The 13,389-nt window shown below is 56.8% G+C and carries 10 protein-coding genes; 2 read left to right on the top strand and 8 right to left on the bottom strand.

Annotation, left to right across the window (positions count from 1 at the left end):
- On the bottom strand, positions 1–2,946 hold the full coding sequence (gene rapA / locus FKN99_RS10210; protein ID WP_172117735.1) for an RNA polymerase-associated protein RapA: 2,946 nt from the start codon (positions 2,944–2,946) through the stop codon (positions 1–3).
- Between the two features lie 115 nt (positions 2,947–3,061).
- On the bottom strand, positions 3,062–3,865 hold the full coding sequence (locus FKN99_RS10205) for a TlpA disulfide reductase family protein (RefSeq protein ID WP_172117734.1): 804 nt from the start codon (positions 3,863–3,865) through the stop codon (positions 3,062–3,064).
- Positions 3,866–3,932: 67 nt separating this feature from the next.
- Here FKN99_RS10205 and FKN99_RS10200 point away from each other — a divergent pair, with 67 nt between their 5' ends.
- On the top strand, positions 3,933–4,169 hold the full coding sequence (locus FKN99_RS10200; RefSeq protein WP_172117733.1) for a hypothetical protein: 237 nt from the start codon (positions 3,933–3,935) through the stop codon (positions 4,167–4,169).
- A 224-nt stretch (positions 4,170–4,393) separates the two neighbouring features.
- A complete protein-coding gene (locus FKN99_RS10195) occupies positions 4,394–5,602 on the top strand; it encodes an ABC transporter substrate-binding protein (RefSeq protein WP_172117732.1) in 1,209 nt (402 codons plus the stop codon).
- A 149-nt stretch (positions 5,603–5,751) separates the two neighbouring features.
- On the opposite strand, the gene FKN99_RS10190 is transcribed toward FKN99_RS10195, so the two are convergent.
- The 6 genes from FKN99_RS10190 to typA all read right to left on the bottom strand — a co-directional run bounded on the left by FKN99_RS10190 (position 5,752) and on the right by typA (position 13,292).
- Positions 5,752–7,077 carry a branched-chain amino acid ABC transporter permease gene (locus tag FKN99_RS10190; RefSeq protein ID WP_172117731.1) on the bottom strand — a complete coding sequence of 442 codons (1,326 nt, stop codon included), beginning with the start codon at positions 7,075–7,077 and terminating at the stop codon, positions 5,752–5,754.
- Positions 7,077–8,081: a branched-chain amino acid ABC transporter permease gene (locus tag FKN99_RS10185; protein WP_172117730.1), complete on the bottom strand. Its 1,005-nt coding sequence runs from the start codon at positions 8,079–8,081 to the stop codon at positions 7,077–7,079. The genes FKN99_RS10190 and FKN99_RS10185 overlap by 1 nt, the downstream gene beginning before the upstream one ends.
- Before the next feature lie 14 nt (positions 8,082–8,095).
- On the bottom strand, positions 8,096–8,821 hold the full coding sequence (locus FKN99_RS10180) for an ABC transporter ATP-binding protein (RefSeq protein ID WP_172117729.1): 726 nt from the start codon (positions 8,819–8,821) through the stop codon (positions 8,096–8,098).
- 62 nt (positions 8,822–8,883) lie between these two features.
- On the bottom strand, positions 8,884–9,654 hold the full coding sequence (locus FKN99_RS10175; RefSeq protein ID WP_172117728.1) for an ABC transporter ATP-binding protein: 771 nt from the start codon (positions 9,652–9,654) through the stop codon (positions 8,884–8,886).
- Between the two features lie 59 nt (positions 9,655–9,713).
- The gene (locus FKN99_RS10170; protein WP_172117727.1) at positions 9,714–11,147 is read right to left on the bottom strand and encodes a sodium-dependent transporter; all 1,434 of its coding nucleotides are present in this window, start codon (positions 11,145–11,147) and stop codon (positions 9,714–9,716) included.
- 318 nt (positions 11,148–11,465) lie between these two features.
- Positions 11,466–13,292, bottom strand: coding sequence for a translational GTPase TypA (gene typA / locus FKN99_RS10165; RefSeq protein WP_172117726.1), 1,827 nt, complete (start codon positions 13,290–13,292; stop codon positions 11,466–11,468).
- Positions 13,293–13,389: the final 97 nt, after the last annotated feature.

Genomic DNA, 13,389 nt, shown 5'->3' with positions numbered 1-13,389 from the left:
TTAGGCGTTGGGGTCAACGGTAATCACGACCCGAACGGAGTCCAGCCGCAGGCGAGTATTTTCTATCGCCTCGCTCAGCGCCTGGCGCTCCTGCTTCAGGGCATCCAGCTCTTCAGCGCGTACCGAGGGGTTATGCTCGGCTAGCGCTGTTAGGCGGGCAAGCTCGGCATCCAACTGGGCGCGCATGCGCGTTTCAGCGGCCTCTACAATACTGGGCAGCTCACGTTCTGCCTCGCCTTCACCCTGAATAAGCAGCTCACGTAACTGATCGTGGCGGCTTTTAATTAAATCCCGCGCTAGCGATTTATTGACCTTTTGCAGGTTTTTGCCAAGCCCCGTGAACGAGATTTTGCTGGTCAGGTTGGCACCTGATTCATCCAGCAGAACGCGTACGGCGGTGGGCGGCAAGAAGCGGTTAAGGTGCAGTGACTTCGGCGCCGGGCAGTGGGTGCGGAAGACAAGCTCTGCCATTAGCCGCCCACTGGGGATGGCCGTGTGACGCAGCAGTGCCAGGGCCGTGTTGCCCATGGTGCCGTCCAGAATACGCTCCATCATTTCGCGCAGCAGCGGATGCTCCCACGAAAGGCGTTGAATATCATCTCGCGCAAGCGCCTGGGCACGGCTATAGGTCGCAGTAAAGCCCTCTTCGCCTTTCACCAGGCCAGGCAGTCCGTCCAGCATATGCTGGCTGGGCTGCAAGTGAAGAAGCCCTTTGCCGATCTCCTGGCTATCCACGCCAAATACGTCCAGTGCGCGCTCTACATAACGTGGGAGTGCGGTATCTTCATCCAACTCACGTACAGCGCTAATCACCTCTTGGGCGCGTGCTGGCCTACAGGCGTTAAGCTCCAGCAATCGGTTGCGCCCGGCATCACGTTCGGCCAGCTTGGCGGTAAACATTTCCCGTGTTTCAACGATGATTTCGTCCAGCGTTTCATCGTCGAGAAGCGCATCGGCAAGTGCATCGCCAAAGGCCTCGTACAGGTCGCTACCGATGCCGTGGGGCGCGCTGAACGCGTCCATGCCTTCGTTATACCAGCGCAGCAGGCGCTCGCCGGGGCTGCCAATAAAGCTGGGCACGTGTAGCTCAATGGCGTGCTTCTGGCTGATACGGTCCAGACGGCCAATGCGCTGCTCCAGTTGGTCAGGATGCTGGGGCATATCGAACATGACCAAATGGCGGCAGAACTGGAAGTTACGACCTTCAGAGCCAATTTCCGAGCAAATGAGTACCTGTACGCCTTCTTCTTCATCGGCAAACGCGGCGGCGGCGCGGTCACGCTCAACCAGCGAAAGCCCTTCATGGAAGACCGGCGCCTGATAGCCGCCCAGCACGCGCAGCCCTTCAGCAAGTCCCTCGGCGGTTTCACGGTGGTGGGCAATGACCAATACTTTGTCATTGGCAAAGCCTGTTTCGCTATCGTCGCTGAGCTTATCCAGCAGCCAGTTAACCCGTGGGTCGATATGCCACCAGGCTTCACCGTTGAGCGGGTCGTTGCGCAGCTCACGGTACATGGCATCCGGGTAGATCAAGACATCCGGGTGATCCATGCCGGTTTCGATCAGCAGCTCGTCGAGGTAGTCGTCATCACGCTCCAGGCGGCGCAGCACGCGGCGATACGCGGAGGGTAGCTCAAGCGAGGAGAGGTGCAGGCGACGCTCGGGAAAGCCGCCAACATGACGGCGGCTATTGCGGAACATCACCCGCCCCGTGCCATGGCGGTCAAGCAAGGCGTCACGCAGTTGATGACGGGCCGCATCGTGCTGCTCTGTGCTGGCTTCCGCATTACACAGCGTTGCCAGCAGCGCCTGGCTGTCGCGGTCGTCGGCGACGGCATCTATTCGGGCGCGGGCGTCCGGCGTGGCAGGCAGTTCATCTAAAGCGTCAATGGCGCTGGCGACAGCGGTGTAGTGGCGCTCTTCGTCTTTGAAGCGCTCCAGGTCGTGATAGCGTTCGGCGTCCAGCAGGCGTAGGCGGGCAAAGTGGCTTTCAATACCCATTTGCTCAGGTGTGGCCGTTAACAGCAGCAGGCCAGGAATTTCAGCAGCGAGCTGCTCAACACATTGATAACCTGGGCCGCTGCCCTCGGCGCTCCAGTCCAGGTGGTGAGCTTCATCGACAATCAGCAGGTCAAAACGGCTGGCCAGCGCCTGGTCCTGGCGATGAATGTTGGCAAACAGCCAGCCTTGGCTTGCCAGCACTAGCTGGGCGCTCTCAAACGGGTTGGCGCTGCCATGGGCCTGGCTTTGATGCTCATCAAGCAGGCTGACATTCAGCGAGAAGCGGCGCAGAAGCTCCACCAGCCACTGGTGGGTCAGGCTGTCGGGCACCAAGATAAGCGCCCGCTCAATACGGCCGGTCAGCAGCAGGCGGTGCAGAATCAGTCCGGCTTCAATGGTTTTCCCCAGGCCTACTTCATCCGCCAGAAGCACGCGCGGTGCATGACGGCGAGCAACTTCGTCGGCGATATACAGCTGGTGCGGAATCAAATCGATGCGCGGCCCGGCAAAGCCCAGGGCGTTGTGCTGCTCGATGCGCTGGTGATGGTGCAGCGTCCGAAAGCGCAGATCAAACCAGTCGTTGCGGTCTACCTGGCCTGTCAGCAGGCGATCACGTGCCTGATCAAACTGCATGGTGTCAGCCAGCTTGGCTTCGGGAAGTTCGCGCGGCGTGCCTTCGCTGTCCTCACCGATATAGGTAATCAGGCCGTGAGACTCTTTGCTGCCATCAACGATCATCTGCCAGCCATCGGCCGACAGTACCCGATCGCCGCTGCCGAACATCACGCGGGTCAACGGCGCCTGGCGCGTGTTATAGGTTCGGGTTTCCTGGCTGGCACTGAACAAGATGGTAACGCTACGGAAGTCGCAGTTAAGCACGGTGCCAAGCCCAAGCTCGGCTTCGCCGTCGCTAATCCAGCGCTGGCCGGGTGAAAAATCGCTCATGATGCCTCGGGGAAGTCTACAAAAACGGGTCATACGCTGCCGAGGGCACGCCATCAGCAGCGGTAGGGCGGGGGATTCTAACGCAAAGGCGCCGGGGGATTAAGGTGTATCGGCGTCAATCTTCCAACCAGTGTTCAAGATGGGCACGGGTAAGCTCGCCAACGTGGATATCCAAGGTAGTGCCCTGGCCATCAAAAAGCACTGTAGTGGGTAGCCCGGGCGCTTCAAACAGGGCCATCAGCGTTTGGCCTGGGTCGCGCAGTGCATGGGTAAAATCCAACCCTTCTGCGTCCAAATAACGCACGATAGGCAACAAATCTTCCCCTTGGTTAACGACCGCGACGCTTACGCCTTCGCGCTGGGCAGCCTCTTCGAGTAATGGCATTTCGCGTCGGCAGGGTGGGCACCAGGTGGCCCAGAGGTTAACAATCACCCGGTCGCTGCCGTCTGCCAGGTCGGGCAGGTACACATCGGCGCCGTCCACGTTTTCCAGGTGGATTTCGGGTAATTGGCTGACGGCAGATGCGCTACCCAAGGGCGACAGGGATACCAGCATAAGCCATAGACCCGAGGCGCAGAGCAGAATGACGGTGCTCCCAAGTAACGCTGAAAGCCGCTTGCGAAGCGTCCAAGCGGACCATAGCAAGCCGGTCAATAATCCGCCGATGCCGTGGTATCCCGGTTGCCAGACTTTAAGTGCATCAAGCGGATTGGCACTATAGCTCTCCAGGTGAAGCGTAATGTGCGCGATACGCGCCCCGATTAACCAGGCAAGGATTAGTCCGGTGAACCAGCGATTTAACAGTGGCGGTGGTAGGCGCAGTAAGTAACGCGCCGACAGTAACACCAGCAGCGCACAGCCGATGGCGTATAACCTGGGTAATGAAATCAATAGCGGCCCAAGGGCAATGGCATTCATGGTCTTTCCGATAAGCAGGTACACTACGAGACCATACCACGTGAGTTGAAAATTACGGAGTCTGACTATGTCACAACCCGCCTTTGACGTGCTGCGCGCGCTGGCTATTGGTTCTCAGGCGTTGGGCCTGATCGTTATCATCACGCTGGAGACGCTATTGGAAAGTGCGGCACGGCCCTGGCAAGGACTCACCTTGGGCTTCATGTTAGCAGCGGCGCTAAGTATTGCGCTGGTGCGCGTGTACCGCCGTAATCGACAGCGTAAACAACAAGACCAGCGGCTTGGTAATAGCCGCCATGAGTAAAGGATGCAGGCGGTGGCTGGGTTGGCTAATGCTGTGCGTACTGCTCTTACAGATGGCGGTGCTTTAATGCCTGTAACGCTGGTTGTAGATACAGCGCGTCGTCGATAAACATCAAAGCAGCGTTAGAAAGCGTTGCTTGTGTTTTTAACGTTGTGGTTCCAGATTAGAGGAAGTTTCTGCGCGCTAGCGCAGGACGGGTTATCTCACTGGGAGCGACAAATAATATGATCAATAAGCGCGCATTAGCCACTGCCGTTGCGGCCTCTGCATTTGCCATAACGGGTGTGGCCCAGGCAGAAGTGAAAATTGGCTTCCTTGGTGGTTTTACCGGGGGAATTGAAAGTCTTACGCCGCCTATCTTTGAAGGGGCAAAGCTTGCCGTCCAGCAGGTTAACGACCAGGGCGGCATTCTGGATGGCCAAACGTTGGTAATGCCTTCGGGCGATACCACCTGCGCCGATGCCTCGGCAGCCTCGAACGCGGCTGACCGCATGGTCAACTCTGAGCAGGTCACCGCGATTGTGGGGGCACTTTGCACCGGGGCGACGATTGCCGCAGCCAATAACGCGGCGATCCCGGGTGGGGTGGTGATGGTCTCGCCTGCCTCGACGGCGCCTGCGGTCTCTGAGCTGGATGACAACGATTTGGTCTTCCGTACGGTGCCTTCTGACGCGTTCCAGGGCGAGATCCTGGCCAAGCTGCTGCTTGATAAAGGTATTGACTACGTGGCGGTGACCTATGTCAATAATGACTACGGGCGCGGGCTCTCGGATGCGTTCAGCGTAGCGTTTGAAGCCGGTGGCGGCAAGATTGCCGAAAACCTTGCCCATGAAGATAACCGCGCTGATTACCGTTCTGAATTGGGCTCGCTCTCTGCTGGTGGCGCCGATACGCTGGTGGTGCTGGCCTATGCCGACACCTCTGGTCAAACCGTGCTTCGCCAGGCGTATGAAAGCGGCATGTTTACCCAGTATGTGGGCGCTGACGGTATGGTCGGCGATAGCCTGGTCGAGGCGATTGGTGCAGACGTGCTGGACGGCATGATTGCCACGCGGCCAGGCAGCCCGGACCTGCCCGGTACGCCTATTTTCAACGAGGCCGCTGAAGCCGCAGGCTTTGACCCCAGCGCGGTGTTTGCCGCCCAAGCGTATGATGCCGCTTTCTTGCTGGCGCTGGCCATTGAGCAAAACGGCAGCGCCGAGCGCGAAGGGCTTTCCGAGGCGCTGCGCAGTGTTTCCAGTGCGCCGGGCGAAGTGATTCTACCGGGGGAGTGGGAGAAGGCCGTCGAGCTAATCGCAGCGGGCACCGAGATCAATTACGAAGGTGCCTCAGGCGCCCACGATTTTGATGAATACGGTGATGTGCCTGGCGTCGTCGTAGAAATGGTGATTGAAGATGGCCAATTTACCAGCAAAGGGCAGGTAGATTTATAAGCGTGTTAGCGAGGCCGTTTGATCAGGATCGATAAGTCGTTTAAGCCCCGGTGTTTTGCACCGGGGCTTTTTCGTAGGCAGGTTTTTAAGGAGGCCCTTGAGATAGTCCTTGAGACTGACCTTGAAACAGCCCTTTGGACCGTTCGCCATCAACCGTGCTGGGTGATTTTTTCGGGCAGCAACCCTTTAGGCGCAAAGCGCAGCACCAGCGTTATCAACATGCCGATCACCAACACCCGTGCCTGCAGGGCGCGGCTATCCATATTGTTCGGTGCATCCCAGCCAAACGTGCTTTCACCTACGCTGACGATCAACTGCATCAAAAAGAGCGCCAACGGCTCCGACATAATCCAGATAATATACACCGCGACGGCACCGAAAATAGTGCCCAGGTTATTACCCGGCCCGCCCAGTATCACCATCACCAACACCAAAAACGTGTGGTTAAGCGGCAGATAGCCTTGAGGATCAAACAGGCTGTTAAACGTCCCCAGTATGCCACCGCCAAGGCCCATCAAAATGCACCCCAGTACAAAGATCTCCAGGCGGCGCTTGTTGATGTCCTTGCCCATGGCGGCCGCCGAGACTTCGTTATCGCGTATTGCTCGAATCATGCGTCCCCAAGGCGCGTGATAGGCCCGGTGAAGTAGAAAGAAAATCACCGCAATCACCACGGCCGTGATCGACAGGTACAGTGCCCTTGAGAGCGTAAAGCCAAGCTCTGCCGGCCCGGGCGTTGGCCAGGGGAGCGGTGATACCGTGGCGGTGCCGCGTGTCAGCCAGTCGGAGTTTTTCAAAAACGCTTTAATAATTTCCGCAATGCCCAGCGTGGCAATCGCCAGATAGTCGCTGCGAAGCCCTAAGCAGATATGTCCAATCAGGTAGCCTACGCCGCCTGCCAAGGCGCCACCTACGATCCAGCCGGTCCAGGCAGGCAGGCCAAAACCGCCCACAAACCCTGCCTGTGCTTGAATTTGGCTGGTCACATCGCGCAGCAGGCTAATCACCACCAGATACAGCACGACCGCGAGCACCACGGCAATCAGGGTACGCAGCTTTTTGGGGACGCCCAGCCGGTCAAGCCGGGTGGCACCTACCACCACCAGTGTGGCTGCCAGGCCATAGAGCAGCACACGGCCCAGCTCGCCTGGCAGTTCGGTGCCCCAAAAGGCATCGTTGACGGGCACGCTAAACAGCATGGCGCAGAAACCGCCCAGCGCCACAAAGCCCATCACCCCGGCATTGAATTGCCCGGCATAGCCCCACTGAATGGTCAGGCCCAGGGCAAGAATGGCGTAACAGGCCGCCTCAACCAGCATGCGCGTACTGTAGGCGGCGCCCATTAAGCCATAAACCGCCAAAATGGCGATGAGGAGTGTGCCAAACAGCACTACTTCGCGGACAGGAAAGCGCCGCTCAGGTGTCGCGTCTTTAGGTGTATAAGCGGGGTTGCGGGTGTTGCTTGAATCGCTCATTAGATCACCTTGCCTTTAAAGAGGCCGGTAGGACGCCACACCAGAATGGCCACCAGAATGAAAAACGGCACCACAATTTTGTACTCGGTACCCACAAACGCCAGGTTAGAGGGAAGTTCCAGCCAGGCAGGGAAGCTGTCCTGGAAGGGGCGCAGCAGCATGTTCCAGTTAAACACCGCCAGGGTTTCAGCAAAGCCGACCACAAAACCGCCGGCAATCGCCCCGTAGGGGTGGCCGACCCCACCGACAATGGCGGCGGCGAAGATAGGCAGCAGCAGGAAAAAACTTAAATCGGGCTTGAACGTCACATCCAGGGCAAGCAGCGTGCCGGCAATCGCCGCCAGGCTGCCTGCAATGACCCACGTGATGGCCACAATCGTATTGGTATTGATGCCCGAGGCCTGGGCAAGCTCCGGATTATCCGACATTGCGCGCATCGCTTTACCCAGCCGTGAACGGTTTAAAAACAGATGCAGGGCAACGACGGCCACCAGGGTAATGACAAACAGGTAGATTTGCGGCTCGGTGATCACAATCGGCGCGCGCACCCCTTCAAACGGCACGGCAATGCGGAAAATTTCCTTGCGATCATCCACGTACAAACTCTGGCCGCCGGTGCCTGCAAACAGGCGAATAAGCCCCTGCAGCATCAGCGTGACGCCAAGAGAGCCAATGACCAACACGATGGGTTTAACGCCATGCGCGCGCAGTGGCTTATAAAATACCTTATCGATGCCGACCGCCAGTAGCGCCGTCAGCAGCATGGCAACAGGTAGCATCAAAAGTGCGCTAGGGATGCCCATGCTGGCGCCTGCGGCAGGAAATAGCGTGGTCAGCAAAAGCACCATAAAGGCACCAAAGGTCATCATGTCGGCATGCGCGAAGTGGGCAAAGCGCATGATGCTAAAAATCAACGTTACGCCAATCGCACCAATCGCGTAAATCGAGCCGGTAACGCTACCTGCGATCACCACGTTATTAATAAAAAAGATCAGTTCGTTCATCGTATTCCCTCGGGCTAGCCGCCCAAAAAGCTCTTGGCCACGTCTGGGTCGGCAAGCAGGGCTGCCCCGGTATCAGTAAAGCGGTTTTGGCCGGCAGCCAGGACAAAGCCCTTGTCGGCAATGGCAAGCGCCTGCCTGGCGTTTTGTTCGACCATTAAAATGCCTACGCCCGCCGCATTGATCTGCTTAACCCGGTCGAAAATCTCGTTCATGTAAAGGGGCGAAAGCCCGGCCGTGGGTTCATCAAGCAGCAGCAGGCTTGGCTCTGCCATCAGGGCGCGGCCCATGGCGACCATCTGACGCTGGCCGCCTGACAGCTCACCGGCGGGCTGATGGCGCTTCTCTACCAATGGCGGGAAAAACGCGTATACCTGCTCCAGCATGCGCTTGACGTTGTGGGGCTTGAGATAGGCGCCCATCTCCAGGTTTTCCTTAACGGTAAGGCTTGGGAAAATGTTTTTCTCCTGGGGGACAAAGCCCATTCCGCGCTCAACAAGTTTATTGGAGGCCAGGTTATGAATGGGCTCGCCGTTGAGCAGAATGTCGCCCTGACTAACGTTTAACAGTCCAAATACGGCTTTGAGCATGGTCGACTTGCCAGCGCCGTTGGGCCCTACAATAACGCCCACTTCATGGGCATAAAGTGACATGTTCACCCCGTTAAGGATGTTCATGGCGCCATAACCACCGTGCACATTACGTGCCTCAAGCAGTGGCGTCGTTGATGTTGTTAATGACATGGCAAAAGTATCTCGCTGCATCGCTTTTAAGCGGCTTGTTGTCGTTTATAGGGAGCGTTTGATCAGGCAGCGTCGGTGCCAAAGTAAGCTTCAATCACCTCTGGGTCATTTTGAATATCCTGAATATGCCCCTCGACCATCACGCTCCCTTGAGCCAGGACAATCACCGGGTCGCATAGCCGGGCAATCATGTCCATGTCGTGTTCGATCACTAAAAAGGTGTAACCCAAATCGCGATTCAAACGCTCAATATTGCTGATCAAGTCGCCCAGCAGGGTGCGGTTAACGCCTGCGGCAATTTCATCAAGCAGCACGACCTTGGCGTCCGTCATCATGGTGCGGCCAAGCTCTAACAGCTTTTTTTGCCCGCCAGACAGGTTGCCTGCCAGCTCATTGCGGACATGGTGCAGGCCGACAAACTCGATGACCTCAAGCGCACGTTTTCGGACCGCCGCTTCTTCTTCACGCACCCGTGCCGGTTTAAACCACGTGTTGAATAAGCTTTCTCCCGCCTGATGAGGCGGCACCATCATCAGATTTTCCAGCGCACTCATTTGGCTAAATTCATGGGCAATCTGGAAGGTGCGTAAAAGCCCCTTGTGGAAGCGTTGGTTGGCGCTGAGCGCGGTAATATCGTCACCGTCGAGAAATACATGGCCGCTATCCGGCGTCAGGGAACCAGCGATCAGATTAAACAGGGTCGATTTACCTGCCCCATTAGGGCCGATCATGCCGGTAATTGAGCCTTTCTCGACGCGAATGGAGCAGTTGTTAATCACCTGTAATCCACCAAACGCCTTGTTCACCTGCTGTACTTCAATAAGAGGATGCATAGTGCCCTCGTGATGTAGGCGACCATTGGGTCGTCTGTGTTGTTATTGTAGGGCGCTGATCAGCGCGGTTTTTGGCGTCGTTGGCTAAGCGCAAAGAGGCCGACCAGTAGCAGGGCGCCAAGCGCAGGAATCATATAGCCCTCAACCTGAGGAATAGTGCGTAAAAAGACAAACGCCACTGCGGTAGGGGCAACAAAACGCACTAGAAACCGCCAGCTAATAAACCAGCCATGGGTAGTATCCAGCTCTTTCATCACTTCGCTTTGGGTGAGCACCCAGCCCGCGAATAGCGCAATCATCAGGCCACCCAGCGGCATAAAGATATTGGTCAATAGTTCGATAACATCAAAGGCGCTGCGGCCAAATAGATGGTGGAAAAGACTGTCTTCTGCGCCGATGTTAAAGCTTGCGACGGTGAGCAGTCCCGTTGCCCAAGCCGCCACCACCACGATGATGACTGCCTGGGGCCGGGTAAGGTTGAAGCGCTCGACCAGAAAAGCGGCCACGGGCTCGATAAGTGAGATAGAGGAACTAATCGCAGCCCCCAGCACTAAAATAAAGAAGACGCCGCCGATTAGCGCCCCCAGCGGCATTTCAGCGAAGGCAAGGGGCAACGTCACAAACATCAGCCCTGGACCCTGGCCGGTTTCAAGCCCTGCCCCAAATACCAGCGCGAAAATCGCTAGCCCTGCCACCATGGCAATCGCCGTATCCACTATGGCCACGCCAATGGCGGTGCGCGTAAGAGAGGCATCGCCGGGCATATAGGCGCCGTAGACCATAATAGCGCCCATCCCCAGGCTTAGCGTAAAGAAGGACTGCCCCACGGCTTGTAGCCAGCCCTCAAGGCTCAGGTCCGCGATGTTAAAGGTCAACAGAAAGCGCGCCGCCGCACGTATATCGCCATTCATCACACTGTAAACAAGCACTACTGTCAGAATAATGCACAGCGCTGGCATCATAATGCGCAGGCCCGTCTCAATTCCTCGGTGAACGCCCATGCTGACGATGAGTGCAGACGCCGCAATGAACAGCGTGTGATACAGCGTCATAAGGGAAGGTGACGCCAGTAGTGCGTCAAAACTCGCCGCCATCGTTTGCGCGTCGGCACCTACAAGCGAGCCGGTCAGCATGAGCCCGGTGTAGTGCAGTGCCCAGCCAGCGATGACCGAGTAAAAGCTTAAAATCAAAAAAGCCGAAGCCGCGCCCAGCCAGCCGATTAACTCCCAGGCGCGCGAGGCTTTGTGCGTTTTGGTTAAGTGCCGCATGCCCATAATAGGGCTCTGACGGCTGGTGCGGCCCAGCATGGTCTCGGCGATCAGGATAGGAGTGCCGACGGCCAAAATGGTGGCGGCATACACCAGGATAAACGCCCCGCCACCGTTTTCACCGGTTAAATACGGGAAACGCCAAAGATTGCCCAAGCCCACGGCGGAGCCTACCGCCGCCAGTAAAAAAGTACCCTTGTGCGTCCAGACGTTGTGTCCACTCATGTACAGAGTGTTCCTGTGCAAGTGATAGGCAAAGATCGGTATCCAAATGCCTGTATGTATTGCAGTTTGGCAGAAAGCTTTGGCGTCGCCAGTTGTAAGCTACTGTGCGGTAGAATGCGTGCGCTTTCCAGCGCCTTGGCGTTTAGGCTGCGTTTATTGGTGCACTTGGCGGGGCTTTAAAAAAGAGTAGCGGAGGTAGCCGCGGGGCAATGAATGGCGCAAACGTTTGCAAAGAGCGCTCCCCAGATACAAGGAAGCCCGCACGGTGGCGGGCTTTCGGTCTTGCTTTAGAGCTTGTTGAGCGTTTGCTCAGCTGACTTATTTCTTGCCAGCGCGCTTACGCTCGTTCTCTGTCAGGTGCTTCTTACGCAGGCGGATGTGCGTCGGCGTGACTTCCACCAGCTCATCGGAATCCAGGAATTCAATGGCCTGTTCCAGCGTGAACTTGATCGGCGGCGTCAGTACGATGTTTTCATCGTTACCGGTGGAGCGCATGTTATCGAGCTTTTTACCCTTGGTCGGGTTAACCACCATGTCGTTGGCACGGTTGTTAATACCGATCAGCATGCCTTCGTAGACTTCGGTAGCGTGATCGATGATCAGCTTGCCACGCTCTTGCAGCGCGTAAAGGGCATAGGCCAGCGCTTTACCGCCCACCATAGAGACCAGAACGCCGTTACGACGTTCGATAGACGCATCGGGCTTCAGCGGACCGTAGTGGTCAAAGCGGCTGGTCAAGATGCCGGTGCCGGATGTCAGGGTCAGGAACTGACCACGGAAACCGATCAAACCACGTGCAGGAATGATGAAGTCCAAACGAACACGGCCTTTACCATCCGGATTCATGTTAGTCAGTTCACCCTTACGATAGCCAAGCTCTTCCATGATCGAGCCCTGGTGCTGCTCTTCACAGTCAATGATGACTTCTTCGTAGGGCTCCTGCTTAATGCCGTCGATCTCTTTGATGATAACTTCGGGGCGGCCAACGGCCAGCTCAAAGCCTTCACGACGCATGGTTTCGATCAGTACCGACAAGTGAAGCTCGCCGCGCCCGGAAACCTTGAATTTTTCAGGGGTGTCGCCCTGCTCAACGCGCAGTGCCACGTTGTGAATCAGCTCTTGATCAAGACGATCCTTGATATTACGGCTGGTGACGTACTTGCCTTCTTTACCGGCGAACGGCGAGTCATTGACCTGGAAGGTCATGGATACGGTTGGCTCATCAACGGAAAGCGGCGGCAGGGCTTCAACGGCACTGTTGTCGCACAGCGTATCGGAAATCGCCAGATCTTCGATACCGGTGATACAAACGATGTCACCTGCGGTCGCTTCGGTCGTTTGTACACGCTCCAGACCCATGTGCGTCATGACCTGGCCGACTTTACCTTTGCGGGTAGCGCCTTCCTTAGTGATGACGGTGATCTGTTGGCCCGGCTTGACACTGCCGCGCTTGATGCGGCCAAGACCGATAACACCCACGTAGCTGTTGTAATCCAGTGCGGAAATTTGCATCTGGAAGGGACCGTCGACTTCAACTTGCGGCGGCTTAACGATATCTACAATCGCCTGGAACATGGGGTCCATGTTCTCGGCAAGTGCTTCAGGCTCCATGCCGGCAATGCCGTTGAGTGCTGAGCAGTAGATGATTGGGAAGTCGAGCTGCTCGTCGGTGGCACCCAGGTTATCAAACAGATCGAAAATCTGGTCGATAACCCAATCAGGGCGTGCGCCAGGGCGGTCAATCTTGTTCACCACGACGATCGGCTGGAGGCCTTGAGAGAACGCTTTTTGAGTCACAAAGCGGGTTTGCGGCATCGGGCCATCAACTGCGTCAACCAGCAGTAGCACCGAGTCCACCATGGACATAACGCGCTCTACTTCACCACCAAAGTCAGCGTGCCCAGGGGTGTCAACGATGTTGATGTGGTAGCCCGTACCATTGCCATCTTGCCACTGAATGGCTGTGTTTTTGGCCAGGATCGTAATGCCGCGCTCTTTCTCCTGGTCATTGGAGTCCATAACCCGCTCTTGGGCCTCGGCCTTGCGGTCTAGTGTGCCCGATTGACTTAACAGCTTGTCTACCAAGGTAGTTTTGCCGTGGTCAACGTGGGCGATGATGGCAATGTTACGAAGATTCTCGATCACGACGCGATCCTGCTGGGAAAATAGGGCGGCATTATAGGGTCTCGGTATGGTCGACTACCAGCCTTGTCTCAAATAAAGCGTTAAGTCAATAACCCAA

The sequence above is a fragment of the Halomonas hibernica genome, from assembly GCF_013183775.1.
In the GTDB taxonomy this organism is placed as follows: Bacteria; Pseudomonadota; Gammaproteobacteria; order Pseudomonadales; family Halomonadaceae; genus Vreelandella; species Vreelandella citrativorans.
Note: the sequence above shows the minus strand (reverse complement) of the source record. Positions and strands in the feature narration are given on the sequence as shown.